Origin of the sequence: Pseudomonas sp. R2-7-07 (assembly GCF_003852355.1) — a bacterium.
Lineage (GTDB): Bacteria > Pseudomonadota > Gammaproteobacteria > Pseudomonadales > Pseudomonadaceae > Aquipseudomonas.
Map to the genome: position 1 here is coordinate 3,510,980 of NZ_CP027759.1, position 24,910 is coordinate 3,535,889.

Annotated in this window: 22 protein-coding genes; 14 read left to right on the forward strand and 8 right to left on the reverse strand. The window is 62.8% G+C overall.

What is annotated here, in order from left to right; all coding sequences use genetic code 11:
• The first annotated feature begins 16 nt into the window (after nt 1-16).
• Nucleotides 17-916, forward strand: coding sequence for a hydroxymethylglutaryl-CoA lyase (locus C4J86_RS16020; RefSeq protein ID WP_124371119.1), 900 nt, complete (start codon nt 17-19; stop codon nt 914-916).
• A 675-nt stretch (nt 917-1,591) separates the two neighbouring features.
• Here the strand turns inward: C4J86_RS16020 and C4J86_RS16025 are convergent.
• Nucleotides 1,592-3,223: an AMP-binding protein gene (locus C4J86_RS16025; RefSeq protein WP_124371120.1), complete on the reverse strand. Its 1,632-nt coding sequence runs from the start codon at nt 3,221-3,223 to the stop codon at nt 1,592-1,594.
• Nucleotides 3,224-3,373: 150 nt separating this feature from the next.
• Here C4J86_RS16025 and C4J86_RS16030 point away from each other — a divergent pair, with 150 nt between their 5' ends.
• The 4 genes from C4J86_RS16030 to C4J86_RS16045 are packed head-to-tail and all read left to right on the forward strand — an operon-like array spanning nt 3,374 to nt 8,899.
• Nucleotides 3,374-4,537 carry an isovaleryl-CoA dehydrogenase gene (locus C4J86_RS16030; RefSeq protein ID WP_124371121.1) on the forward strand — a complete coding sequence of 388 codons (1,164 nt, stop codon included), beginning with the start codon at nt 3,374-3,376 and terminating at the stop codon, nt 4,535-4,537.
• Nucleotides 4,538-4,548: 11 nt separating this feature from the next.
• Entirely contained in the window at nt 4,549-6,156 is a 1,608-nt protein-coding gene (locus C4J86_RS16035; RefSeq protein WP_124371122.1) for a carboxyl transferase domain-containing protein, read from the forward strand.
• A gap of 14 nt (nt 6,157-6,170) precedes the next feature.
• The gene (locus C4J86_RS16040; protein ID WP_124371123.1) at nt 6,171-6,977 is read left to right on the forward strand and encodes a gamma-carboxygeranoyl-CoA hydratase; all 807 of its coding nucleotides are present in this window, start codon (nt 6,171-6,173) and stop codon (nt 6,975-6,977) included.
• Nucleotides 6,974-8,899, forward strand: coding sequence for an acetyl/propionyl/methylcrotonyl-CoA carboxylase subunit alpha (locus C4J86_RS16045; RefSeq protein WP_124371124.1), 1,926 nt, complete (start codon nt 6,974-6,976; stop codon nt 8,897-8,899). Before C4J86_RS16040 ends, C4J86_RS16045 begins: the two co-directional genes overlap by 4 nt.
• Here C4J86_RS16045 and C4J86_RS16050 read toward each other — a convergent pair.
• The gene (locus C4J86_RS16050; RefSeq protein ID WP_124372443.1) at nt 8,896-9,531 is read right to left on the reverse strand and encodes a LexA family transcriptional regulator; all 636 of its coding nucleotides are present in this window, start codon (nt 9,529-9,531) and stop codon (nt 8,896-8,898) included. The genes C4J86_RS16045 and C4J86_RS16050 overlap by 4 nt on opposite strands.
• 130 nt (nt 9,532-9,661) lie before the next feature.
• Between C4J86_RS16050 and C4J86_RS16055 the strand changes: the two genes are divergently transcribed.
• Complete coding sequence (locus C4J86_RS16055) at nt 9,662-10,012, forward strand: DUF6124 family protein (RefSeq protein ID WP_124363358.1); 351 nt, start codon at nt 9,662-9,664, stop codon at nt 10,010-10,012.
• Nucleotides 10,013-10,475: 463 nt separating this feature from the next.
• On the forward strand, nt 10,476-11,627 hold the full coding sequence (locus C4J86_RS16060; protein WP_124371125.1) for a M14-type cytosolic carboxypeptidase: 1,152 nt from the start codon (nt 10,476-10,478) through the stop codon (nt 11,625-11,627).
• A 7-nt stretch (nt 11,628-11,634) separates the two neighbouring features.
• Here the strand turns inward: C4J86_RS16060 and C4J86_RS16065 are convergent, their stop codons facing one another.
• Together C4J86_RS16065 and C4J86_RS16070 are read right to left on the reverse strand one after the other, a co-directional pair.
• Nucleotides 11,635-12,174, reverse strand: coding sequence for a cytochrome b (locus C4J86_RS16065; RefSeq protein WP_124371126.1), 540 nt, complete (start codon nt 12,172-12,174; stop codon nt 11,635-11,637).
• Nucleotides 12,171-13,253, reverse strand: a complete 1,083-nt coding sequence (locus C4J86_RS16070) for a catalase family peroxidase (protein WP_124371127.1) — start codon at nt 13,251-13,253, stop codon at nt 12,171-12,173. Before C4J86_RS16070 ends, C4J86_RS16065 begins: the two co-directional genes overlap by 4 nt.
• Before the next feature lie 168 nt (nt 13,254-13,421).
• Between C4J86_RS16070 and C4J86_RS16075 the strand changes: the two genes are divergently transcribed.
• From C4J86_RS16075 to C4J86_RS16090, 4 genes are all read left to right on the forward strand, one after another.
• Nucleotides 13,422-13,928 (forward strand): RNA polymerase sigma factor, encoded by a 507-nt coding sequence (locus C4J86_RS16075; RefSeq protein WP_124367485.1) that lies wholly within the window; start codon nt 13,422-13,424, stop codon nt 13,926-13,928.
• Nucleotides 13,925-14,662, forward strand: coding sequence for an anti-sigma factor (locus C4J86_RS16080; RefSeq protein ID WP_124371128.1), 738 nt, complete (start codon nt 13,925-13,927; stop codon nt 14,660-14,662). Before C4J86_RS16075 ends, C4J86_RS16080 begins: the two co-directional genes overlap by 4 nt.
• A 98-nt stretch (nt 14,663-14,760) precedes the next feature.
• Nucleotides 14,761-15,855, forward strand: coding sequence for a cell division protein ZapE (zapE, locus tag C4J86_RS16085; protein ID WP_124371129.1), 1,095 nt, complete (start codon nt 14,761-14,763; stop codon nt 15,853-15,855).
• A 40-nt stretch (nt 15,856-15,895) separates the two neighbouring features.
• Nucleotides 15,896-17,197, forward strand: coding sequence for a protein kinase (locus C4J86_RS16090; RefSeq protein WP_124372444.1), 1,302 nt, complete (start codon nt 15,896-15,898; stop codon nt 17,195-17,197).
• 107 nt (nt 17,198-17,304) lie between these two features.
• Here C4J86_RS16090 and C4J86_RS16095 read toward each other — a convergent pair whose 3' ends face one another.
• A complete protein-coding gene (locus tag C4J86_RS16095; protein WP_124367488.1) occupies nt 17,305-18,012 on the reverse strand; it encodes a YebC/PmpR family DNA-binding transcriptional regulator in 708 nt (235 codons plus the stop codon).
• A 98-nt stretch (nt 18,013-18,110) separates the two neighbouring features.
• Complete coding sequence (locus C4J86_RS16100; protein WP_124371130.1) at nt 18,111-18,968, reverse strand: LysR substrate-binding domain-containing protein; 858 nt, start codon at nt 18,966-18,968, stop codon at nt 18,111-18,113.
• 111 nt (nt 18,969-19,079) lie between these two features.
• Here C4J86_RS16100 and C4J86_RS16105 point away from each other — a divergent pair, with 111 nt between their 5' ends.
• The 3 genes from C4J86_RS16105 (at nt 19,080) to C4J86_RS16115 (ending at nt 21,711) form a co-directional block, all read left to right on the forward strand.
• Nucleotides 19,080-20,189, forward strand: coding sequence for a 2-aminoethylphosphonate--pyruvate transaminase (locus C4J86_RS16105; protein ID WP_124371131.1), 1,110 nt, complete (start codon nt 19,080-19,082; stop codon nt 20,187-20,189).
• A gap of 28 nt (nt 20,190-20,217) precedes the next feature.
• Entirely contained in the window at nt 20,218-21,045 is an 828-nt protein-coding gene (gene phnX / locus C4J86_RS16110) for a phosphonoacetaldehyde hydrolase (protein ID WP_124371132.1), read from the forward strand.
• Between the two features lie 111 nt (nt 21,046-21,156).
• Nucleotides 21,157-21,711 (forward strand): cytochrome b, encoded by a 555-nt coding sequence (locus C4J86_RS16115; RefSeq protein WP_124371133.1) that lies wholly within the window; start codon nt 21,157-21,159, stop codon nt 21,709-21,711.
• A 1-nt stretch (nt 21,712) separates the two neighbouring features.
• On the opposite strand, the gene C4J86_RS16120 is transcribed toward C4J86_RS16115, so the two are convergent.
• Nucleotides 21,713-22,603: a 1-aminocyclopropane-1-carboxylate deaminase/D-cysteine desulfhydrase gene (locus C4J86_RS16120; protein ID WP_124371134.1), complete on the reverse strand. Its 891-nt coding sequence runs from the start codon at nt 22,601-22,603 to the stop codon at nt 21,713-21,715.
• A gap of 68 nt (nt 22,604-22,671) precedes the next feature.
• The gene (locus tag C4J86_RS16125) at nt 22,672-24,711 is read right to left on the reverse strand and encodes an NADPH-dependent 2,4-dienoyl-CoA reductase (protein WP_124371135.1); all 2,040 of its coding nucleotides are present in this window, start codon (nt 24,709-24,711) and stop codon (nt 22,672-22,674) included.
• Nucleotides 24,712-24,910 lie beyond the last annotated feature (199 nt).

A 24,910-nucleotide genomic window follows, 5' to 3' on the forward strand; every position in this document is an offset into this window, starting at 1 on the left:
TCAGAAGGTAACCGTCATGTCCCTCCCCTCACACGTACGCCTGGTGGAAGTCGGCCCGCGCGACGGTTTGCAGAACGAAGCCCAGCCGATCAGCGTGGCCGACAAGGTGCGGTTGGTGGACGCCTTGAGCGGCGCCGGCTTGAGCTATATCGAGGTCGGCAGTTTCGTGTCGCCCAAATGGGTGCCGCAGATGGCCGGCTCCGCCGAGGTGTTCGCGCAGATCCAGCGCAAGCCTGGCGTGACCTACGGTGCGCTGGCGCCGAACCTGCGCGGCTTTGAAGATGCGCTGGCGGCCGGGGTCAAGGAAGTCGCGGTATTTGCGGCGGCGTCCGAAGCGTTTTCCCAACGCAATATCAACTGCTCCATCAGCGAGAGCCTGGAGCGGTTTGCACCGATCATGGCCGCGGCCCGGCAGCATGGGGTCAGCGTGCGCGGGTATGTGTCGTGTGTGTTGGGTTGCCCCTATGAAGGCGAAATCGCCGCGCAACAGGTCGCGGTAGTCGCCCGCGAACTGTATGCCATGGGCTGCTATGAAGTGTCCCTGGGCGACACCATCGGCACCGGCACGGCCGGCGCGACCCGGCGGCTGTTCGAGGTGGTCGGTGCACAGGTGCCGCGCGACAAGCTCGCAGGGCATTTCCATGACACCTACGGCCAGGCGATCGCCAATATCTACGCCAGCCTGCTGGAAGGTATCCAGGTATTCGACAGCTCTATCGCGGGCCTCGGCGGCTGCCCTTATGCCAAGGGCGCGAGCGGTAACGTCGCCACCGAAGATGTGGTGTACCTGCTCAATGGGCTGGGGATCGACACGGGTATCGACCTGGAACGCTTGATTGACGCCGGCCAGCAGATCAGCCAAGTGCTGGGACGTGCGAGCGGGTCACGGGTGGCGAAGGCGCGTAACGCCGGTTGAGTAGCACGGATGTGACAATGTGTTACCGCACGCCGACACAGCGGGTAACGAGGGAACAGAATCCGTCGCGTTTTTTGAGAGTTATAACCCGCTGAAAAATCAAAGCCTTGATTTTAAAGGACTTTAAAAAGTTGGCACGGCTTCTGCTATCTCTCCTGCATAACAAAAATAAAAAGCGCCAAACCTAATAAAAATAAGACGAAACGACTCTGACATAACAAAAACAACACGGCAGAGACGCAGCTAACAGATTTTTTTGGAGAAGATGTGCTTCGCAGGGTACGGCATGCCGAAACCCGCAACCGGTCAGAGAAAAATAAAACTACCTCAGGTAGCTGCCCACTGGTTGGATCGTTTACGAAGAAGCAGATCAGCGTTCAAAAAAATACGTTTGCTCTTGACCCCGGATGGGGGTCGCCAAAACAGCGGTAAAGGGTAACGGTTACCAAAAACAACAATAGACCGCCCCTCAATAATAAAAAAAGAGCACGCAACGACAAATTAAAGGGGACCTTCGGGTCCCCTTTGTGCTTTCTGGCTGATCGTTCCCACGCTCTGCGTGGGAACGCTTCCTGTGACGCTCCGCGTCGCGCCAGCCGCTGCACGTTTCGGCTACTGCGCTAAGGTGACGCAGAGCGTCAGGGGCTGCATTCCCACGCAGAGCGTGGGAACGATCTAACGCGCCTGGAGCTCTTCAATCGAGATTTCGCGCATGCGGAATTTCTGGATCTTGCCCGTCACCGTCATGGGAAACGCGTCTACGAACTTGAAGTGCCTGGGCATCTTGAAGTGCGCGATGCGGCCCTTGCACCAGGTTTGCAGTTCCAGTTCGCTCGCCACATGGCCTGGGTGGAGTTTGATCCAGGCGACAATTTCCTCACCATAGCGCTCATCGGGAATGCCGATGACCTGCACATCGGCCACTGCCGGATGGGTGAAGAAAAACTCCTCAAGCTCGCGTGGATACACGTTCTCGCCACCGCGAATGATCATGTCCTTGTTGCGCCCGGCGATGCACACATAGCCATGCTCGTCCATGGTCGCCAGGTCACCGGTGTGCATCCAGCCCTCCGCGTCGATAGCATCGCGGGTGCCCTCGGGGTTGTTCCAGTAGCCGAGCATCACGCTGTAGCCGCGCGTGCACAGTTCGCCTGTCTCACCGCGTGGCACCGTGTTGCCGTCAGCGTCGATGATCTTGTTTTCCAACTGCGGCTGGGTGCGGCCCACGGTGGTCACGCGGCGTTCCAGGTCGTCATCCGCGCCGGTCTGCAACGACACCGGGCTGGTTTCGGTCATGCCATAGGCAATCTGCACTTCACTCATGTGCAACTGGCCAATAACGCGGCGCATCACCTCGATCGGGCAGGTCGACCCGGCCATGATCCCGGTACGCAGGCTGGATAAGTCGAATTCGCCAAGGCGCGGGTGATCGAGCAGCGCAATGAACATGGTCGGCACGCCGTACAAGCCCGTGGCGCGTTCTTCGGCGACGGCGGTAAGCGTGAGCAGTGGGTCGAAGCCGTCATTGGGGTAGATCATGGTGGTGCCGCGGGTGATGCAGCCAAGGTTACCCATCACCATGCCGAAGCAATGGTAAAGCGGCACCGGGATCACCAGGCGGTCGTGCGCCGTAAGGCCAAGGCTTTGGCCGACCATGTAGCCGTTATTGAGAATGTTGTGGTGACTGAGGGTGGCGCCCTTGGGGAAACCGGTGGTGCCGGAGGTGTACTGGATATTGACCGGTTGGTCGGCGTGCAGGCCGGCTTGGCGAGCGTGCAGTTGTTCAGGCGCAACCTGCGCCGCCAACGCCGACAGGTGTGACCAAGGCAGGAATCCTGCGGGCGGGTCGGGGTCGAGACTGACGATGGCGCGCAGGTCGGGCTGGAGCGCTTGCAGCATGGCGTGGTAATCGGAGGTCTTGAACGAACCGGCGCACACCAGCCACGCGCAGCCGGATTGCTTGAGCACATATTCCAATTCACTGCTGCGGTACGCCGGGTTGATATTGACCAGGATCACCCCGAGCTTTGCGCTTGCCACCTGGCAGATCAGCCATTCGGCGCAGTTGGGCGCCCAGATGCCCAGGCGGTCGCCGACCTGCATCTCCAGGGCCATGAACGCACGGGCATGCACGTCCACCGTCTCGGCCAGTTGCCGCCAGGTGTAGCGGGAATGCTGATGACGCACCACCAGCGCTTCACCCTCGGGATAGCGTGCGACAGTCCGATCAAAGGCCTGGCCAATGGTCTCGGCCAGCAAGGTCTTGTCCTGGGAGCCACGGCTGTAGCTCAGGTTCGGTTGATCCATAACGGCCCCTGTTGTCTTTTTTGTAGGTTGACGTAAACGTAAACTACGATTGACAGCGCCACAACGCAAGCTTACGTTAACGTAAAGGTGAGCGCCCTCCTCCGCGCCTCGCCGACACAACAACAAAAGCTCACATTAAGGTGCCTGTCCATGAGTTACCCGTCCCTGAACTTCGCCCTCGGTGAAACCATCGACATGCTGCGCGACCAGGTGCAGTCTTTCGTGGCCAAGGAAATTGCTCCCCGCGCTGCCCAGATCGACATCGACAACCTGTTCCCCGCCGACCTGTGGCGCAAGTTCGGCGATATGGGCCTGCTTGGCATCACCGTGCCGGAAGAGTACGGCGGTGCCGGCCTGGGTTACCTGGCGCACGTGGTGAGCATGGAAGAAATTAGCCGTGGCTCGGCCTCGGTAGCGTTGTCCTACGGCGCTCACTCCAACCTGTGCGTCAACCAGATCAACCGCAACGGCAGCCACGAACAAAAACTCAAGTACCTGCCCAAGCTGATCAGCGGCGAGCACATCGGCGCGCTGGCCATGAGCGAGCCGAATGCCGGCTCCGACGTGGTCTCGATGAAACTGCGCGCCGACAAGCAGGGTGACGCTTACGTGCTCAACGGCAGCAAGACCTGGATCACCAACGGGCCCGATGCCCACACCTACGTGATCTACGCCAAGACCGACCCGGAAAAGGCTGCCCACGGCATCACCGCGTTCATCGTCGAGCGTGACTGGAAAGGCTTCAGCCGCAGCAACAAGTTCGACAAGCTGGGCATGCGCGGCTCCAACACCTGCGAGCTGTTTTTCGATGACGTGCACGTCCCCGAGGAAAATATCCTCGGCGTGCTCAACGGCGGCGTCAAAGTGCTGATGAGCGGCCTCGACTACGAGCGCGTGGTGCTCTCCGGCGGCCCCACCGGCATCATGCAGGCCTGCATGGACCTGATCGTGCCCTACATCCACGACCGCAAGCAGTTCGGCCAGAGCATCGGCGAATTCCAGCTGATCCAGGGCAAGGTCGCCGATATGTATACCCAGCTCAACGCCAGCCGCGCCTACCTCTACGCGGTGGCCCAGGCCTGCGAGCGCGGTGAAACCACGCGCAAGGATGCGGCCGGGGTGATCCTCTACAGCGCCGAGCGCGCCACGCAAATGGCCCTCGACGCGATCCAGATCCTGGGCGGCAATGGCTATATCAATGAATTCCCCGCCGGGCGCCTGCTGCGGGACGCCAAGCTGTACGAAATCGGCGCCGGCACCAGTGAGATTCGACGGATGTTGATCGGTCGCGAACTGTTCAACGAAACCCGCTGAGGAGCGCGCCCATGGCCACCCTGCACACCCAGCTCAACCCACGCTCGGCGGAATTTATCGCCAACAGCACGGCGATGCGCCAACAGATCGACGCGCTGCACAACCTGCTCGCCCAGGTCCAACAAGGCGGCGGCGCCAAGGCCCAGGAACGCCACACCTCACGCGGCAAGCTGCTGCCGCGCGAGCGCATCGATCGCTTGCTCGACCCGGGCTCGCCGTTCCTCGAATTGAGCCAGTTGGCCGCCCATCAGGTGTATGGCGAAGACGTGCCGGCCGCCGGTGTGATTGCCGGCATCGGCCGCGTGGAAGGCGTCGAATGCATGATCGTCGCCAATGATGCCACCGTCAAAGGCGGCTCCTATTACCCGCTGACCGTCAAAAAACACTTGCGCGCCCAGACCATCGCCGAGCAGAACCGCCTGCCGTGCATCTACCTGGTGGACTCCGGCGGAGCCAACCTGCCGCGCCAGGACGAAGTGTTCCCGGACCGCGAGCACTTCGGGCGGATCTTCTTCAACCAGGCCAATATGAGCGCCCAGGGCATCCCGCAGATTGCCGTGGTGATGGGCTCGTGCACGGCCGGTGGCGCGTATGTGCCGGCCATGGCCGACGAAGCGATCATGGTGCGCCAGCAGGCGACCATCTTCCTCGCCGGCCCGCCGCTGGTGAAGGCCGCCACCGGCGAAGTGGTCAGCGCCGAAGACCTCGGCGGCGCCGATGTGCACTGCAGGATTTCCGGCGTGGCCGACCACTATGCCGACAACGATGAACACGCCCTGGCCCTGGCCCGTCGCAGCGTGGCCAACCTCAATTGGCGCAAACTGGGTGAGTTGCGCCAACGTCCGCCAGTGGCGCCGCTGTACAGCAGCGAAGAGCTTTACGGCGTGATCCCGGCCGATGCCAAGCAGCCGTTCGACGTGCGCGAAGTGATCGCCCGGCTGGTGGACGGTTCGGTATTCGATGAGTTCAAGGCGCTGTTCGGCGCGACCCTGGTTTGTGGCTTTGCGCACCTGCACGGCTATCCGGTGGCGATCCTGGCCAACAATGGGATCCTGTTCGCCGAAGCGGCGCAGAAAGGCGCGCACTTTATCGAGCTGGCCTGCCAACGCGGCATTCCACTGCTGTTTCTGCAGAACATCACCGGCTTCATGGTCGGCCAGAAGTACGAAGCCGGCGGTATCGCCAAGCATGGCGCCAAGTTGGTCACGGCGGTGGCCTGCGCCAAGGTGCCGAAGTTCACGGTGATTATCGGCGGCAGTTTCGGCGCCGGTAACTACGGCATGTGCGGTCGCGCCTATGACCCGCGTTTCCTGTGGATGTGGCCCAACGCACGCATCGGCGTGATGGGCGCCGAACAGGCGGCGGGCGTGCTGGTGCAGGTCAAGCGCGAGCAGGCAGAGCGCGCAGGCTTGGCATTCAGTGCCAGCGATGAAGCGGCGATCAAGCAGCCGATCCTCGACCAGTATGAAACCCAGGGCCACCCCTATTATTCCAGCGCACGCTTGTGGGATGACGGCGTCATTGATCCGCTGCAGACCCGCGATGTGCTGGCCCTGGCGCTGTCCGCCGCGCTGAATGCCCCTATCGAGCCGAGCCGCTTCGGCGTGTTCCGCATGTAATCGGAGCTGTACCCATGAGCGATTTCAACACCCTCGAACTGATCACCGACAGCCGTGGCTTTGCCACGCTGTGGCTCAGTCGTGAAGCCAAGAACAACGCGTTCAATGCCCAGATGATCCGCGAACTGATCATCGCCCTCGACCAGGTCCAGGCCGACCCGGCCCTGCGCTTTCTGGTCCTGCGCGGGCGCGGCAAACACTTCAGCGCCGGCGCCGACCTGGCCTGGATGCAGCAGTCGGCCGAGCTGGATTACCACACCAACCTGGACGACGCCCGTGAGCTGGCCGAGCTGATGTACAACCTGGCCAAGCTGAAAATCCCTACGCTGGCGGTGGTGCAAGGCGCGGCCTACGGCGGCGCGCTGGGCTTGATCAGTTGCTGCGACATGGCAATTGGCGCCGATGACGCGCAGTTCTGTCTGTCGGAAGTGCGTATCGGCCTGGCGCCAGCGGTGATCAGCCCGTTCGTGGTGCAGGCCATCGGTGAACGTGCGGCCCGCCGCTATGCCTTGACGGCCGAGCGGTTTGGCGGCCAGCGCGCGCGCGACATCGGCCTGTTGGCGGAAAGCTACCCGGCCGACACGTTGGACCAGCGGGTGGATGAGTGGGTCGCCAACCTGCTGCAAAACAGCCCGGCGGCGATGCGCGCCAGCAAAGACCTGTTGCGTGAAGTAGGCAATGGCGCCCTCACCCCGGCCCTGCGCCGCTACTGTGAAAACGCCATCGCGCGTATCCGGGTAAGTGTCGAGGGCCAGGAAGGCTTGCGCGCCTTTCTGCAAAAACGCACGCCAAGCTGGCAATCCCGGGAGCCGCGCCCATGAGCACACTCACTACCGTGCTGGTGGCCAACCGGGGCGAAATCGCTTGCCGGGTCATGCGCACCGCCAAGGCGATGGGGCTGACCACCGTGGCCGTACACAGCGCAATCGACCGCGACGCCCGGCACAGTCGCGAAGCGGATATTCGCGTCGACCTGGGCGGCAGCAAGGCCACTGACAGTTACCTGCAAATCGACAAACTGATCGCCGCCGCCCACGCCAGTGGCGCCCAGGCAATTCATCCGGGCTACGGCTTCCTCTCGGAAAACGCCGGGTTCGCTCGGGCCATCGAGGCAGCGGGCTTGATCTTCCTCGGCCCGCCCGCCTCGGCGATCGACGCCATGGGCAGCAAGTCGGCGGCCAAGGCGCTGATGGAAACCGCTGGCGTGCCGCTGGTGCCGGGTTATCACGGTGAGGCCCAGGACCTGGAGACCTTCCGCGAGGCCTGTGCGCGCATCGGTTACCCCGTGCTGCTCAAGGCCACGGCCGGCGGTGGCGGCAAAGGGATGAAGGTGGTCGAGGATGTCAGCCAGTTGGCGCAAGCCCTGGCCTCGGCCCAGCGTGAGGCCGTGTCGTCATTCGGCAACGGGCAGATGCTGGTCGAGAAATACCTGCTGCAACCGCGCCATTTGGAAATCCAGGTGTTTGCCGATCAACACGGCAATTGCCTGTATCTCAATGAGCGCGATTGCTCGATCCAGCGGCGTCATCAAAAGGTCGTGGAAGAAGCCCCCGCGCCGGGGCTCGGCAGTGAACAGCGCAAGGCCATGGGCGAAGCGGCGGTGCGCGCGGCGCAGGCGATCGGCTATGTGGGCGCGGGGACGGTGGAGTTTCTGCTGGATGCGCGCGGCGAGTTTTTCTTCATGGAGATGAACACCCGCCTGCAAGTGGAGCACCCGGTCACCGAGGCGATTACCGGCCTCGACCTGGTGGCCTGGCAGATTCGCGTGGCCCAGGGCGAGGTGCTGCCGATCACTCAAGCGCAGGTGCCGCTGATGGGGCATGCGATCGAGGTGCGGCTGTATGCCGAAGACCCGGCCAATGACTTCCTGCCCGCAACCGGACGATTGGCGGTGTACCGCGAGCCCAATCCCGGTCCGGGTCGGCGCGTGGACAGCGGCGTCGAGCAAGGCGACAGCGTTTCGCCCTTCTACGACCCGATGCTCGGCAAGTTGATTGCCTGGGGCGAGGACCGTGAGCAGGCGCGGCTGCGCTTGCTGAGCATGCTCGACGAATGTGCGGTGGGCGGGCTCAAGACCAACCTGGGATTTCTGCGGCGCATCATTGGTCACCCGGCCTTTGCCGCGGCTGAGCTGGATACCGGATTCATTCCGCGCTATCAGCAAGAGCTGCTGCCGGCGGCCGGGGCGCTGGACGATGAGTTCTGGCAGGCAGCGGGGTCGGCTTTCATGCAGAGCCTGCCGGCCAGTGACGGGCCGTGGGCAGACACCCAGGGCTTTCGTGCGGGGCTGCCGGCGCAGGTCTCACTGCATCTGAGCTGTAATGGGCAGGATCGGCTGGTCACACTGGCCGGGCAATCGTCGCAGCTCACCGGTGAGCAACTGGTGATCGAACACCAGGGTGTGCGCCGCTCCCACCTGGCCGTGCGCGATGAAGGCACGGTGTATCTGCGCTGGGACGGCGAGATGCAGGCGGTCAGCCTGTTCGACCCGATTGCGGCGGCCGAGGCCAGTCACTCCCCTCAAGGCGGCCTCACCGCGCCCATGAACGGCAGCATCGTGCGCGTGCTGGTGGATGTCGGTCAACGCGTCGAAGCCGGCGCGCAACTGGTGGTACTGGAAGCGATGAAGATGGAACACAGCATCCGCGCACCTGAGGCGGGTGTGATCAAGGCGCTGTTTTGCCAGGAGGGCGAGATGGTCGCCGAAGGCAGTGCGCTGGTGGAGCTGGAAACGGCGGGCTAGAACTTCGCCGTGGCTTGCACGACGACGCCAAGGATGCGGCACTCGTCGGTGAACAGCAGCTTGGGATAGGTGGGATTGAGCGGCGCCAGGTAAAGCTGGCCGCTGTCTGCCTGCAACTGGCGAAAGGTCGCCTGAGGGTTGTCGAGCCATTGCGCAACCACCAGTTTACCGGGCTCGGCCTCGATGGCCGGGTCGACCAGGATCAGCATGCCTGCGCTGATGCTCAGGCCACTGGGCGCGGTCATGGCGTCGCCGACCACCGGCAGCCAGAAGGCGTCGCCGTGGGCATGGTAATCCGTCAATTCGAAACGTGCCGGCCCATAGCTGGCGCGTTCTTCGCGCAGCTCGCACACGCCGTTCCAATCGCTGACCGGGTAGCGAAAGTACGGGTTGTGGTGATGCTCCAGTGTCGCCTTGGTGTCCGCCCTCTCGCGAATCTCCAGCGCGACCTCCAGATAGCCCAGCCCCAGTTCCGCCAGTACCCGGTTCATGTCCGCCAGGCTCGGCACGCGGCGCTTGTTGAGCCAGTGGCCGACGCCGCCCTGGGACATGCCCAGGCGCTCCGCCAGTTCATCCTGCGTGACCTTGCGGTCTTTCATGTTGGCTCGCACCAACGCTATCCAGTTATCCATGGCGCTGACAATACGTTGCGTATTTTCCAGGGCAATAAACAGTTTGTAGTAATCCATAAAACGACATAAATACGATACGTACTATCATCGACATAAAGGTTTTCGACACCCACCCGGAGCACCGCCCCTTATGACGACGAGCCCGTATCATCTGCCTGAAACACCCGAACACACTGACCTGCATGACATGCGCTGCAGCGGCGCCGCCCAGCGCGCGCTGGACTATTACTTGAAAGAAGATATGTCTGCGCGAGACGTGGACGAGGCCTTTTTCACCATCAAGCCAGGCATCAGCCAGGAAGAAGCGCTGGTGCATGCCTCGGACCTGCTGCGCAGTGCTGCGGCAACGGCCTACGAATCGGCGAGCAGCCATCAAGGCAATCATCGTGACTTGGCGTTTTCGGTGGTTTACTTGATCGATATGGCGAAAGCGATGGTGGAGCGGTCGTTGCGAGCGACTGAGGCGCAGGCGAACATTTAAAGGACGTGCACGAAAAAATTTCTATCGAGCGGATAAAAACATTTGACTTGCAAATGATAATGATTATTATTGGACCCAGCTGATCGCGAGATCAGTCGATAGACCAAGAGACCTTAGGTCGGACTCTTGGAATATCTCCTCATCAGGCTAATCACGGTTTTTGACCCGGCTCTTTGGCCGGGTCTTTTTTTGCCAGTTTTTCCTGGCGTGGCTTCAGGCTAATGAAGACTGTGTGCTGCTTGATGGCGCGCATGGTAGCAAAAGCCCATCGCGAAAAGAAAGGCGCAGCACCGCTCTAGCCCGGATCTTTGCGATTTAGCGCTTGAGAATCAATCTCACAAACCCTAAGCTGCGGCGGCGTCACGGATGACGCCCCCTCCCCCGTGCAACAATTTTGCTTCCAGAATGTGCCTACCGCCTGTGTAAGATAGCCGCCACATCCTCATATTCAGGCAACCAGACTATGACCGTGGCCTTGACCTCCATCAAGATCAGCACTGCTTTCGACAGCGGCAATATCCAGGTCCTGGATGCCAGCGATGCCTACCAGCTATTGCTGGCCATCAAGCCCGACACTCGTAGCCAGCACTACCAGTGGTTCCACTTCAAGGCCGAAGGCATGCACGTGGGCCACACCCACACGTTTCGCCTGAGCAACGCGGGCCGCTCGTCTTACAAGCATGCCTGGAGCGGCTATAACGCCGTAGCGTCTTATGACCATGTCAATTGGTTCCGCGTGCCGTCGCGCTTTGACGGCGAAATCCTGCATATCAGCCTCCAGACCCGGGAAAAACACGCGTGGTTCGCCTACTTCGAACCTTATAGCCGCGAACGCCACGACTGGTTGATCGAGCAGGCCCTGAAGTACGCTGGCGTCAAGCTATTGGCCACCGGCAAGAGTGTCGAGGGGCGCGATATCCAACTGCTGCGCCGTGGCAAAGGCGGCGAAGGTCGCCGCAAGGTCTGGATCATCGCCCAGCAACATCCCGGCGAACACATGGCCGAATGGTTCATGGAAGGCGTCATCGAACGCCTGCAACAGGACGGTGACGCCGAGCTGAAAAAGCTGCTGGCGGTGGCCGACCTGTACCTGGTGCCGAACATGAACCCCGATGGCGCGTTCCATGGTCACCTGCGTACCAACGCCATGGGCCAGGACCTCAACCGCGCCTGGCAGAGCGCCAGCCAGGAACTCAGCCCGGAAGTGCTGTTCGTGCAACAGCAGATGGAAAAACACGGTGTCGACCTGTTCCTCGATATCCATGGCGACGAAGAAATCCCCTACGTCTTCACCGCCGGCTGCGAAGGCAATCCCGGCTACAGCCCGCGTATCGAAGCCTTGGAAAACCGTTTCCGCAGCCACCTGAGCCACCTGACCCGTGACTTTCAGACCACCCACGGCTACACCCGCGATCTACCCGGCGAAGCCAATATGACCCTGGCCTGCAATGCGGTGGGTGAGAAATACGACTGCCTGTCACTGACCCTGGAGATGCCCTTCAAGGACAATGACGACGCACCCAACCCGAAAACCGGTTGGTCCGGCGATCGCTCCAAGCAGTTGGGCAAGGATGTGTTGAGCAGCGTGGCCGATATCATCGGCCACGTGCGTTAACGCTCGGTCAGTGTTTGGTGCCGGTCATGCTTTGCAGCACGCCGTCACGGCGGATCAACCCGTGAAACAGTGCGGCCGCCAAATGCACCAGCACCGTCAGGAACAACAGGTAGGCGAGATAACCGTGGGCCTTGCGCAATAGCGCAAACAACGGCGCATTCGCCGAGACCAGTGCCGGCAGTTGCACGGAACTGCTGAGCATCACCGGGTCGCCGGCGGCCGAAATCATTGCCCAGCCCAGCAACGGCAACACCAGCATCAACCCGTACAAAACCACGTGAGAAGCCTTGGCCGCCAACACTTGCCACAGCGGCAAGTCCGCCGGCAGCGGCGGTTGGCGCGTGGAAAAACGCACGACCAGCCGCACGATGACCAGCGCCAGAATGGCGATCCCCAGCGGCTTGTGCAGGTGAATCAACCACTCGTGGCGCTCGGAAACCGACGCCGCCAGCCCCGCGCCAATAAACAGCATGGCGATGATCATCAGCGCCATCAGCCAGTGCAGCAAACGCGCCAACGGGGCGAAAAACCTTGGTTGAACATTCATGGCTTCGACTCCTGGGAGGCACTGTGCAACGGGCCGACTTCACCGGCACGCCGCAGGTAGGAACTGGCATAAGCGGCTGAACGTGCAGCCAGCAGCGGGTCATTGGAGGCCTCGATACCGCTGGGCAGGATCAGCGGGTCGAAGTTGATATCGCGGCAATCGCCGTCGGCTTGTGGCTGGCTGCTCTGCAACACCAGGGTGCCGGCATTGAGCACTTTGTGTTCACCGGTCCAGGTCTTGCTGGCGTCATCCAGCGGGTCGCCGGGGTTGGCCAGCGTCATGTTCAGTTGCCACTCTAGCGGCCCGGCAGCCAGGCGCTGCACCAGGTCTTTTTCCAGGAAGTCGCCGCCCTCGGGCGCAGTATCTCCGGCGGCGTCGCGGCTCTGTGGCACCACGGCCCAGCGCACGGCCTGGCGCTTGCCGTCGGCGCTCACCAGGTAAAACGCGTTGATGCCGTTATAGGTTTCGGTCGCATAACTGGCCGATGGCTTGGCGGTTTTAACCCACGCCAGGAACGCTGCGGTCTCCGGGTGTGCGGCAAAAAACGCCGGCATGCTCGAAGGGTTCGGCTTGCCGGTGGCGGGGTCCGGCGCGCCGGCCTTGAGCAGTTGGTAGAACGCTTCGGGCGTGCCCACCGGGAACACCGGCATGCTGTTCATCCCGGTGCGCCACTGCTGGCCGTTGGCCTGGCTGAATTGCACGGCAAAACTGCGGATCGGCACGCTGCTGTCCGGTGCATAAGGGTTGCCGCTGGGCAAGGCAAACCGCCCGATCACCGGGGTTTTAGCCTCACTGAACAACTGAGCGCTGGAGTACGTACGCGCCTCGGGGCTGCTCTCGAAGTACCCGGCCACGCACACGCCCTTGGCATGGTTACGCCGAAACCCCGGGTGCACACCGTTATTGGTTTCCAGGGCATTGACCAAGGTTTTTGGCCGCAGGCGTTGTGGGTCGAAGGTGCCGTTGACGTAGGCAAATGCCCCGGCAACAACGGCAACCACAGCACCAATACCTGCAAGCCGCGCGATCAGGCTCGCAGTGCTCAACGCAGGACGAGGCGGTGAAGAGTGATCTACCATGCATGAACTCCAGGGCCAGAGGCCTTAGGGGGTAAAACATAAGGTCGGAACACTAAAGACGCACGCCGACAGGCTCTATTCCCTGGCCGCGTTTATTTTTCAACCGATGGAATAACCTTGAGCGCCGGACGTCTCCCTAGTCCCAGCGTAGCGACCAGCCAGCCCCCCATGCATGAACTCGACGAACAGTTACGTGAACTCATCCCCAGGCTGCGGCGCTTTGCGGTGTCCCTGACCCGTAACGCCAGCAGCGCCGACGACCTGGTGCAGGCCACCTTGGAACGGGCGATCATCGCGTGGGCCGACAAACGCATCGAAGGCGACCTGCGCGCGTGGCTGTTTTCGATCCTCTACCGGCAATTCCTCGATGCCCACCGGCGCAGCCGCCGCTACGCCCGCATGCTCGAATTCTTCACCGGCCGCGATGATGCGCAGCCCTCGGTGGAACGTACGGTAATGGCCCAATTCACCCTGCAAGCCTTCGACCAGCTCACTACCGAGCAACGCGCCCTGCTGCTGTGGGTGTCGGTCGAAGGCTTGAGCTACAAGGAAGTCGCCGAAATACTCGACGTGCCCATCGGTACGGTGATGTCGCGCCTGTCCCGCGCCCGCCAGGCCCTGCGTCAACTCAGCGATGGCGAAATTGCCAGCCCTTCCCTGCGGATACTCAAATGATCAGCCTGCCCCCCAGCGAACGCGACTTACACGCCTACGTCGATCACCAATTGCTCGACAGTGATCGCCGGGCACTTGAAACCTGGCTGGCGAGCCACCCCGACGTGGCTGCCCAAGTGCATGCCTGGCAACAGGATGCGCAATTATTGCGCGCCTCTTTAAGCGGTGCCCTGCAACAGCCGGGTAACCCGGCACTGGACCCGGCGCTGATTCGCCAGCGCATCAAGCGCCAGTCCCGCCGCCACCTCGCCACGGCCGCGCTGCTGCTGATTGCCATCAGCCTCGGCGGGATCGGCGGCTGGCACGCCCGCGACGCCGCCCAGCCAGCGCTGCTGCCGATGGCCGATGCCATGCAGGCGTATCGCTTGTTTGCCCAGGACGGCATCATGCCTGCCGACTACAACGCCCAGGACCGCACCACGATGCAAGCCTGGCTCGACCGCTATTTCAACCAGGCCCATCGCTTGCCCGACTTGAGCCAGGCGGGGTTCACCCCGGTCAGCGGGCGCCTGCTCACCACCGACCAAGGCGCAGCGGCCATGGTGCTGTACGAAGACGCGCAAGGACGGCGCATCAGCTTCTACATTCGTCCGCCAGGCCCGAACAACGGCTTCCTGCCCCCTGGCAGTCGCAGCGCCGACGGTTTGCAGGCCGACTACTGGTCGGGCGGCGGGTACAACTATGCGATGGTCAGCCCGGTGGATCAGGCCGCCCCGCCGCAAATCAAGTTCTAGACGCCCACGTCCGGCCAGCTATGCACCGCCTTCTCTATTGGTCAAATCGCATCAGGCGCCCTAAAGTAAGCGACCAACGCAATAACGAGTGAGCTGTATTGGCCGTGCTTTCCCTGATCCGCCGCCTGCTGGGCAACACCCTTCGCGTTTCGCACGCCTCGCCTGTTCCGGCGTTTTTCCACGACAAGGCCCGGCAACAGGGCTACACCCTCAGTGCCGGCCAGGTGCAGGCAATTGCAGCCATGGCCCGCGAGACCCAGCACCTGCTCGATGGCCGACCCACGCGCAGCCTGTACCTGCACGGCCCGGTAGGGCGCGGCAAAAGCTGGCTGCTCGACGGTTTTTTTCAGGCGCTGCCGATCACCGACAAGCAGCGCGTGCACTTCCACGATTTTTTTGCCGAACTGCACCGGGGCATGTTCCGGCACCGCGAGCAGAACGACGCGCTGGCCGTCACCCTCGACGAACTGCTGGCGGGCTGCCGCGTGCTGTGTTTCGACGAGTTCCATGTGCACGATATCGGCGATGCCATGCTTATCAGCCGCTTGTTCCAGGCCTTGTTCCGGCGCGGTGTGCTGGTACTGGTGACCTCCAACTATGCGCCCGAGGGCCTGCTGCCCAATCCGCTGTACCACCAACGCTTCAAGCCGGTGATCGATCTGATCGCTGCGCGCATGGACGTGCTGGAAGTCAGCGCTCCCGAGGATTTTCGCCGCCTGCCCCAAGCGCATGCCGAGCAGCGCTTCAGCACTGGCCAGTACGTCTGGCCCGGCAGCGTGGCGCAACGTGCGGCGCTTGGCCTGCCCGCCGCCTATAGCCCGGCGCTGCCCTTGGCCGTCGGCAACCGGCAATTGCTGTGCCGCCGCTGTGAAGCACGCAGCATCGCCTTCACCTTTAACGACCTGTGCGAACAGCTCACCGCCGTGATGGATTACCTGCTGCTGTGCCAGGACTACGACCACTGGGTCATCGACGGCCTGCCCCACCTCGCCGACTGCCCGATCGCCGTGCAGCAACGCTTCATCAACCTGATTGACGTGCTCTACGACCGCGACAAACAGCTGATCCTGATCGGTGAACAACCCCTGGAGCACGCCTTGAGTGGCGAGGCCATCGACCTTGCCCGCACCGCCAGCCGCCTGGGGCAATTGCACGTGAGCAGCGTGCAACCGGCGCCCGACCCGGTATCATGAGCGCCTTTTCACGCCCCCTTGCCGAGTGACCGCGCCGTTGATCAATACCCTCGCCCAACTCAAGGCCGGCCAATTGGCCGGTGCGACACGTCTGGACCTGGCCTGCGGGCTGACTGAGTTTCCCCGGGAAATCTTCGAACTGGCCGACTCGCTGGAAATCCTCAACCTCACGGGCAACGCCTTGAGCAGCCTGCCCGACGACCTGCACCGCCTCAAACACCTGCGCGTGCTGTTCTGCTCGGACAACGCTTTCACCGAACTGCCGGCATGCCTGGGCCAGTGCGCCGCGCTGAGCATGATCGGCTTCAAGGCCAACCAGATCCGCCACGTGCCCGCCGCCGCCCTGCCGCCGCAGTTGCGCTGGCTGATCCTCACCGACAACTGCATCAGCCAGCTGCCCGACGAACTCGGCCAGCGCCCGCTGCTGCAAAAGCTGATGCTGGCCGGCAACCAACTGACGCACTTGCCGCCTAGCCTGGCCCAGTGCGAAAACCTCGAGCTGCTCCGCATCGCGTCGAACCGCCTGACGCACCTGCCGCATTGGCTGCTGACGCTGCCTAGCCTGACGTGGCTGGCCTATGCCGGCAACCCGGTGGAAATGGCCGTGGACGTGGCCGGCGACGACGAGACAGCGGATATTCCCTGGGCCGAACTGGAACTGGGTGACGTACTCGGCGAAGGCGCCTCGGGAATTATTCGCAAGGCCTTGTGGAAGCCCCGCGCGTTACCCGTCGCGGTCAAACTGTATAAAGGCACGATCACCAGCGACGGTTCGCCGCTGCACGAAATGCAAGCGTGCATCGCCGCCGGGCTGCACCCCAACCTGATCAGGGTGCAGGGGCGCATCGTCGGCCACCCCGCCGATCAGGCCGCGCTGGTGATGGACCTGATCGATCCGAGCTACCGCAACCTCGCGGCGTTACCGAGCCTGGCGTCCTGCACGCGGGATATCTACGAACCGAGCCTGCGCCTGAGCCTCGACGTGGCGCTGCGCATGGCCCGCGGCATCGCCTCGGTGGCGGCGCACCTGCACCGGCACGGCATTACCCATGGCGACCTGTACGGCCACAATATTTTGTGGAACAGCGCGGGCGAGTGTTTATTGGGGGATTTCGGCGCGGCGTCGTTTCATGCCACGGCGGACACCCTGGAAACCAGGGCGTTGCAACGCATTGAGGTACGCGCTTTTGGGGTGTTGTTGGGGGAGTTGCTGGAGCGGGTTGATACGAAGGTCCCCGGCGAACTGGAAGACCTGCACAAACGCTGCTGCCAGCCCGATGTGCTGGCGCGACCGAGCTTCGAAGATATCGAAGCCGTGTTGCAATCCATCCAACACCACTAACCAATGTGGGAGGGGGCTTGCCCCCGATAGCAGTGGGTCAGACACAGATAGTGTGGCTGATACACCGCGATCGGGAGCAAGCCCCCTCCCACATTTTTTACCGTGTTTTAACCCGCCAGACCGACGAACATATCCTGTACATCATCGTGGTTGTCCAGGCCTTCCAGGAAGGCTTCGACTTCTGCCATCTGCTCCTCGCTCAACCCGGTCACCGGGTTCTTCGAGATGTAGCCCAACTTGGCCGACAGCACGGTGAAACCCTGCTCCGGCAAGGCTTTCTGCACCGCATCCAGATCGGTGGTTTCGGTGATGAACAGGCTGGTGCCAGCTTCTTCGCCGTCTTCGAAATCCTGGGCGCCAGCTTCGATGGCGGCCATTTCCGGGTCAGCGTCCGGGGTGTCCGGCGATGCTTCGATCAGGCCGACGTGGTTGAAGTCCCAGGCCACCGAGCCGGAAGCGCCCAGTTGCCCCTTGCGGAACGCCACGCGGATTTCCGCCACGGTGCGGTTGATGTTGTCGGTGACGCACTCGACGATCAGCGGCACCTGGTGCGGGGCGAAACCTTCGTAGGTCACGCGGTGGTACTGCACGGTTTCACCGAGCAGACCGGCGCCCTTCTTGATTGCGCGGTCCAGGGTTTCCTTGGGCATCGAGGCCTTCTTGGCCTGCTCCACCACCAGCCGCAGGTGGGCGTTGGTCGAGGTGTCCGCACCGTTGCGGGCGGCGATGGTGATTTCTTTCACCAGCTTGCCGAAAATCTTGCCCTTGGCATTGGCTGCCGCTTCTTTATGTTTGACTTTCCACTGTGCGCCCATGACTCACTCTCTACTATCCATGGCGCCGAAACGTCTACTGGCCGGCGCTTTGGGGGCAGAGTTTATAGCGCAGCCACGCATCGTTCCACCAAAAAACCTCAAGGCGCCAACTCGAAAAACGCCTGGATCAAGCGCAACGACCGGCGCCGCTCCAGGCAGCCGAGACTGTGCCGGTTCAGCAGGCCATCGCCGAGGATCGGCACGGCGTGTACGCGCGGGTCCTGGCTGACCTCTATCGACGACACCACCCCCACGCCCAACTCGGCGGCAACCGCTTCGGTCACCGCTTCCCGGCTGTCGAGTTCCAGCAGCACCCTGGGCCGCACTTGGGCGGCCAGGCACGCGTCATCAAACGTACGCCGGGTGATGGAGCTGGGCTCGCGCAGCACCATGATCACCTCGTTCAACTGCGCCAGTTCAATGCCCTCGGCCTGCGCCGCCCGCGGATGCGCGGCCGGCACCAGCGCGCAGATACGCGACTCGCCCAAGGGTTGCAGGTGCAGGCCATTGCGTGGTTCCACTTCGGTCAGCACCGCCACGTCTGCATGCTCCGACAACAAGGCCGCGAGGGTTTCCTGAGCATTGCCCAGGCGCAGATTCACCGTGATCCCCGGGTAACAGGCCCGCAAGCGGGCGATCATCGGCATCACCAGATGCGGGCCGTCCGCCGCCACTTCCAGGCGCCCGGTGAGCAATTGGCGATTGGCTTCAAGCATGGCCTGCGCCTCGTCGACCAGACCGAAGATCGCGCGGGTGATCGCCGCCAGGCGCGCGCCCTCTTCGGTCAACTCCACTCGCCGCGCGGTGCGGCGCAGCAAGGGAATCTGGTAGTGCTCTTCCAGGGCCTTGATATGCCCGGTCACCGCCGGCTGGCTGATGAACAGCCGGGCCGCCGCCCGGGTAAAACTGCCCTCGCGGGCCACGGCATCGAATGCGCGCAGTTGAAACAGGTTCATGGCTATCGGCCTCACTGATGGCTCGCATAACAACAAACAATTTGATTGATGACAAGCCAAACTGCAATTTAGGCGCCGTAGAGTCGACCCGTTGTTTTACGAGGAGCCAAGATGCGCACTGCCACGCCGATCCTGCTGACCCCCGGCCCCCTGACCACGTCAAACCGCACCCGTCAGGCGATGATGGTGGACTGGGGTTCATGGGATGAGCGCTTCAACCAACTCACCGCCAGCGTTTGCGCGCAATTGCTGGCGATCATCCAGGGTGCAGAGCGTCATCATTGCGTGCCGTTGCAAGGCAGCGGCACCTTCGCCGTCGAAGCCGCCATCGGCACCCTGGTACCGCGCAACGGCAAGGTGCTCGTATTGGTCAACGGCGCCTACGGCAAGCGCCTGGCGAAGATCTGCGAGGTGCTCGGCCGGGCGTTCAGTACCTTTGAAACCCGGGAGGACGAACCCACCGCCGCCGCCGATGTGGACCGCCTGCTGCACGCCGACGCCGCCATCACCCATGTCGCGCTGATCCACTGCGAAACCAGCACCGGCATCCTCAACCCGCTGGCGCAGATCGCCGAGGTGGTCAAACGCCACGGCAAGCGCCTGATCATCGACGCCATGAGCTCCTTCGGTGCATTGCCGATCGACGCCCGCGAAGTGCCGTTCGACGCGCTGATCGCCGCCTCCGGCAAATGCCTGGAAGGCGTGCCGGGCATGGGGTTTGTCTTTGTCGAAAAAACCGCGCTGGCCGCCAGCCGAGGTCATTCTCACTCCCTGGCGATGGACCTGTTCGACCAGCACCATTACATGGCCCAGACCGGCCAATGGCGCTTCACCCCGCCCACCCACGTGGTCGCCGCCCTGCACGAAGCGCTGCTGCAGTACCACGAAGAAGGCGGCCTGAGCACCCGCTACCAACGCTACGCCACTAACTGCCGGACACTGCTGGACGGCATGGCCGAACTGCGCCTGCGCAGCTTCCTGCCAGCGGCGATCCAGGCACCGATCATCGTCACCTTCCACGCCCCGAAGGACCCGCGCTACCAGTTCAGGGAGTTCTACGAACGGGTCAAGGCCAAGGGTTTCCTCCTGTATCCGGGCAAATTGACCCAGGTCGAGACCTTCCGCGTGGGCTGCATCGGCCAGGTCGATGCCGCAGGCATGCAGGCCGCCGTCAACGCCATTGCCCAAGTGCTGCAGGACATGAACGTGCTGGACATCTGATTTCCCCTTTACCGACAGGATCTGCACCATGAACTATCAAAACCCCACCACCCTCCAGGCCGTCATCCTCGACTGGGCCGGCACCGTGGTCGACTTCGGCTCGTTTGCGCCCACGCAGATTTTCGTCGAGGCCTTCGCCGAGTTCGGCGTACAGGTTTCCATCGAAGAAGCCCGTGGCCCGATGGGCATGGGCAAGTGGGACCACATCCGCACGCTGTGCAATCAGCCGCAGGTTGCCGAGCGCTACCGCCAGGCGTTCGGTCGCACGCCCACCGACGACGACGTAACGGCGATTTACCAGCGTTTCATGCCGTTGCAGATCGAGAAAATCGCCGAACACTCGGCGCTGATTCCCGGCGCCCTCGATACCCTCGCCGGGCTGCGCGCGCAGGGCATCCGGATCGGTTCCTGCTCCGGCTACCCCAGGCAAGTGATGGACAAAGTGGTCGCCCTGGCCGCCAGCAACGGCTATGTCGCCGACCATGTGGTGGCCACCGACGAAGTCCCCAACGGCCGCCCGTGGCCGGCCCAGGCCCTGGCCAATGTGATCGCGCTGGGCATTGACGATGTGGCGGCGTGCGTGAAGGTCGACGACACCGTGCCGGGCATACTGGAAGGCCGCCGCGCAGGCATGTGGACCGTGGCGCTGACCTGCTCCGGCAACGCCCTGGGTCTGACCTACGAGCAATTTCGGGGCTTGGACAGTGCCACACTGGCCAGCGAGCGCCAGCGTATCGAAGCGCTGTTCGAAGGCTCACGCCCGCACTACCGAGTGGACACCATTGCCGAGCTGCCGCAGGTGATCGCCGATATCAACGCGCGCCTGGCGCGTGGGGAAATGCCGCAAAGCGACTGATAGAGGTCAAGGCAACCGCATTCGCAACGGGCGAAGCGCTTGAAACAGGCATACAGTTACCCTACTCCGTCAAAGAACGGAGGCATGCCCTGACAAGTGAGGAACCCAGTAATGCCGTGGAAAAATTCCGATACACGCTACAGCACCATGTCGATTGCGTTGCACTGGTTGATGGTGGTGCTGCTGGCGGTGGTTTACGCCTGCATTGAACTGCGCGGGCAGTTCCCCAAAGGCAGCGGCGCACGCACGCTGATTGTGGAAATGCACTTCATGCTTGGCCTCAGCGTGTTTGTGCTGGTGTGGTTGCGCCTGTTTGCGCGCAGCCTGGGCGTTGCACCGAAAATACTGCCGCAGCCGCCGCAATGGCAGAGCCTGCTGGCAACCCTGATGCACGCTGCGCTGTACGCCCTGATGATCGGCATGCCGATTGCCGGTTGGCTGATCGTCAGTGCCGAAGGGCATTCGGTGATGTTCTATGGGATGGAATTGCCGCCGCTGATTGGCGAGAACAAGGCATTGGCCAAGCAGATCGAAGGCTGGCATGTGTGGTTCGGCAAGGCCGGCTATTGGCTGATCGGGCTGCATGCATTGGCGGGGATCTTTCATCATTATGTGCTGCGCGATAACACGGCACTGCGCATGATGCCGGGCCGGAGTGTTCGCTGAGCTAGGTGTTGAAGCCTCGGCGGCCTTGCAAGCCGCCGGTGTGAATGAAGATCAGCCGAGTGCCGGCCGCAAAACGTCCGGCGTCGATCTGCTGCTTCAGCGCCAGCAGCGCCTTGCCGGTGTAGAGCGGCTCCAGGGGTATGCCACACGCCTGTTGCGTGCTGTCGATGAATTCGAGCAATAGCGGGTCGACGCTGGCAAAGCCGCCACGGCTGGCGTCAAGCAAGTGGTAGCCGTGCTGCACGATGGCATTGACGTTCTGCGCCACGCCGTGATCATCCGGCACCGCCATCGCTCCGTACACCGCATGCGCGCCCGCCTCGGCCAACGCCAGGCCGGCCAGGGTGGTGCCAGTGCCGGCCGCCAGCCACCAGGCGTCGTAGTCGGCCCAGCCCAGGTTCGCCAATTGCGCCCGCGCCTGTTCGAGCAATACCGCGCAACCCAACGCTCCGGTCAATCCGCCACCGCCTTCGGGCACCGGGTACAAATGCGGATACTGCTCATGCCAAGGCAACCAGAACCCCGGCGCATGCCGCTCGCGATAACCGCCATAGCCCAGCCAATGCAGGTGCATGCCGAAGGCTTTCAGGTCGAGCACTGTGGGGGTGTCTTGGGGATGGCCGCGCAACAGGCCGACGGTGGGAAAGCCAAAGCGCTTGCCCGCCGCCGCCAGTGCATGCAGATGGTTGGAGTAAGCCCCGCCGAGGCTGATGATGCCGCTGGCACCGGCCTGTTGCGCCTGGGCCAGGTGGCCGCTGAGCTTGAACCACTTGTTGCCGCTGATCAGCGGGTCGATGCGGTCCAGGCGCAGTACAGCCAACTCGACGCCCTGCAGCCAGTCCAGTTGCACGGGTTCAAGAGGAGCATGGGGGAGCCAGTCGAAAGGACCCATGAGGGCGCATCTGCCTGAAAAAAGAGCGGCAGTCTACCACCGCTCCTGTTCTTCACAGCTCCTGTGCTTCAAAGCTCGGCGGCGAGACGCGAGCCCTGGTTGATGGCGCGCTTGGCGTCCAGTTCGGCCGCCACATCGGCACCGCCAATCAGGTGCACGTGCTGCCCGGCGGCGACCAGGCCGTCGTGCAGTTCGCGCAGCGGGTCCTGGCCGGCGCAGATGACGATGTTGTCCACCGCCAGCACCTGGGGCTCGCCCTCGGCGCCGATGCGGATGTGCAGGCCGTCATCATCGATCTTCAGGTATTCGACGCTGTTGAGCATCTGCACCTGTTTGTTTTTCAAGCCGGTGCGGTGGATCCAGCCGGTGGTCTTGCCCAGGCCGTCGCCGACCTTGGACGCCTTGCGTTGCAGCAGGAATACCTCACGCGCCGGTGCATGCCGCTCGGGCTTGATCCCGGCGACACCGCCACGGGCCTCAAGCAGGGTGTCGATGCCCCACTCCTTCCAGAACGCTTCACCGTCCAGGCTGGTAGACACGCCCTGATGCACCAGGAATTCCGACACGTCGAACCCGATGCCGCCGGCGCCGATCACAGCCACACGCTTGCCCACCGGCTTGCGCTCGAGGATCACATCCAGGTAACTCAGCACCTTGGCGTGTTCCACACCGGGGATCGCCGGGGTACGCGGCGCGATACCGGTGGCGAGGATCACCTCGTCATAACCGCCCGCCACCAGTTGCGCCACGTCGACACGGGTGTTGAGGCACAGCTCGACATGGGTAGTCTGCAATTTGCGCTTGAAGTAACGCAGGGTTTCAAAGAACTCTTCCTTGCCCGGCACACGCTTGGCGATGTTGAACTGGCCGCCGATCTCGCTGGCGGAATCGAACAGCGTCACCTGGTGGCCGCGCTCGGCGGCCACCGTTGCCGCCGCCAGGCCTGCGGGGCCGGCGCCGACTACCGCGATTTTCTTGATCTGCTTGACCGGCAAGTAATTAAGCTCGGTTTCATAGCACGCCCGCGGGTTGACCAGGCAAGTGGTCAGCTTGCCGCCGAAGGTGTGATCCAGGCACGCCTGGTTGCAGCCGATGCAGGTGTTGATCTCGTCGGCGCGCCCGGCCGCGGCCTTGTTGACGAACTCCGGGTCGGCGAGGAACGGCCGCGCCATGGAGACCATGTCGGCATCGCCTTCGGCGAGGATCTGCTCGGCGACTTCGGGGGTGTTGATGCGGTTGGTGGTGATCAGCGGGATCTGTACCGCCCCGCGCAATTTGGCGGTGACCTTGCTGAACGCCCCGCGCGGCACCTTGGTGGCGATGGTCGGAATGCGCGCTTCATGCCAGCCGATGCCGGTGTTGATCAGGGTCGCGCCGGCCTGCTCGATGGCCTTGGCCAGCTGCACGACTTCTTCCCAGACACTGCCGCCCTCGACCAGGTCGAGCATCGACAGGCGGAAGATAATGATGAAATTCGGGCCTACCGCTTCACGCACCCGGCGCACGATTTCCACGGCCAGGCGCATGCGGTTTTCAAAGCTGCCACCCCAACGGTCGGTACGGTGGTTGGTGTGGGCGGCGAGGAACTGGTTAATGAAGTAGCCTTCGGAACCCATGATTTCCACGCCGTCGTACTCGGCGACCTGGGCCAGCCGCGAGCAGGTGACGAAATCCTGGATCTGCTTCTCGATGCCCTCCTCGTCCAGCTCCTTGGGCTTGAACGGGTTGATCGGCGCCTGGATCGCGCTCGGCGCCACTTGCTTGGGGCTGTAGGCATAACGTCCGGCATGCAGAATCTGCATGCAGATCTTGCCACCGGCGTCGTGCACGGCCTGGGTGACGATCTTGTGTTTTTGCGCCTCTTCGTCGGTGGTCAGCTTGGCCGCACCGGCATACACGCCGCCTTCATCGTTCGGGCCGATGCCGCCAGTCACCATCAGGCCGACGCCGCCACGGGCACGCTCGGCGAAGTAAGCCGCCATGCGTTCGAAACCGCCGGGCTTTTCTTCCAGGCCAGTGTGCATGGAGCCCATCAGGGTGCGGTTGCGCAGGGTGGTAAAACCCAGGTCCAACGGGGCCAGCAAATGCGGGTAGGCAGCAGCGGTCATGGTACAGCTCCACAACGGATCATCACGGGACGTGGAGGGCTCGAATGGCACCCCATCGGTTTATGTCCCACAGACTAAGAGGCCATCACCTACCGCTCAATGACTGAAACTGACAAGTTATTGATCCAAATGCACAGCACCCCTTGGCAAGCCGGGCCATGGGCCCTACCCTAGTCGCGAACCCTGCCCCCGGTGTGTT

What these genes read in the sequence shown, in the direction of transcription:
- C4J86_RS16075 (WP_124367485.1), top strand. Translation starts at nt 13,422, where the DNA reads ATGCATGAACTCGACGAACAGTTACGTGAACTCATCCCCAGGCTGCGG.
- C4J86_RS16125 (WP_124371135.1), bottom strand. Translation starts at nt 24,711, where the DNA reads ATGACCGCTGCTGCCTACCCGCATTTGCTGGCCCCGTTGGACCTGGGT.
- C4J86_RS16020 (WP_124371119.1), top strand. Translation starts at nt 17, where the DNA reads ATGTCCCTCCCCTCACACGTACGCCTGGTGGAAGTCGGCCCGCGCGAC.
- C4J86_RS16065 (WP_124371126.1), bottom strand. Translation starts at nt 12,174, where the DNA reads ATGAATGTTCAACCAAGGTTTTTCGCCCCGTTGGCGCGTTTGCTGCAC.
- C4J86_RS16045 (WP_124371124.1), top strand. Translation starts at nt 6,974, where the DNA reads ATGAGCACACTCACTACCGTGCTGGTGGCCAACCGGGGCGAAATCGCT.
- C4J86_RS16025 (WP_124371120.1), bottom strand. Translation starts at nt 3,223, where the DNA reads ATGGATCAACCGAACCTGAGCTACAGCCGTGGCTCCCAGGACAAGACC.
- C4J86_RS16030 (WP_124371121.1), top strand. Translation starts at nt 3,374, where the DNA reads ATGAGTTACCCGTCCCTGAACTTCGCCCTCGGTGAAACCATCGACATG.
- phnX (WP_124371132.1), top strand. Translation starts at nt 20,218, where the DNA reads ATGAACTATCAAAACCCCACCACCCTCCAGGCCGTCATCCTCGACTGG.
- C4J86_RS16035 (WP_124371122.1), top strand. Translation starts at nt 4,549, where the DNA reads ATGGCCACCCTGCACACCCAGCTCAACCCACGCTCGGCGGAATTTATC.
- C4J86_RS16040 (WP_124371123.1), top strand. Translation starts at nt 6,171, where the DNA reads ATGAGCGATTTCAACACCCTCGAACTGATCACCGACAGCCGTGGCTTT.
- C4J86_RS16120 (WP_124371134.1), bottom strand. Translation starts at nt 22,603, where the DNA reads ATGGGTCCTTTCGACTGGCTCCCCCATGCTCCTCTTGAACCCGTGCAA.
- C4J86_RS16070 (WP_124371127.1), bottom strand. Translation starts at nt 13,253, where the DNA reads ATGGTAGATCACTCTTCACCGCCTCGTCCTGCGTTGAGCACTGCGAGC.
- C4J86_RS16115 (WP_124371133.1), top strand. Translation starts at nt 21,157, where the DNA reads ATGCCGTGGAAAAATTCCGATACACGCTACAGCACCATGTCGATTGCG.
- C4J86_RS16080 (WP_124371128.1), top strand. Translation starts at nt 13,925, where the DNA reads ATGATCAGCCTGCCCCCCAGCGAACGCGACTTACACGCCTACGTCGAT.
- C4J86_RS16095 (WP_124367488.1), bottom strand. Translation starts at nt 18,012, where the DNA reads ATGGGCGCACAGTGGAAAGTCAAACATAAAGAAGCGGCAGCCAATGCC.
- C4J86_RS16055 (WP_124363358.1), top strand. Translation starts at nt 9,662, where the DNA reads ATGACGACGAGCCCGTATCATCTGCCTGAAACACCCGAACACACTGAC.
- C4J86_RS16100 (WP_124371130.1), bottom strand. Translation starts at nt 18,968, where the DNA reads ATGAACCTGTTTCAACTGCGCGCATTCGATGCCGTGGCCCGCGAGGGC.
- C4J86_RS16105 (WP_124371131.1), top strand. Translation starts at nt 19,080, where the DNA reads ATGCGCACTGCCACGCCGATCCTGCTGACCCCCGGCCCCCTGACCACG.
- C4J86_RS16060 (WP_124371125.1), top strand. Translation starts at nt 10,476, where the DNA reads ATGACCGTGGCCTTGACCTCCATCAAGATCAGCACTGCTTTCGACAGC.
- C4J86_RS16050 (WP_124372443.1), bottom strand. Translation starts at nt 9,531, where the DNA reads ATGGATAACTGGATAGCGTTGGTGCGAGCCAACATGAAAGACCGCAAG.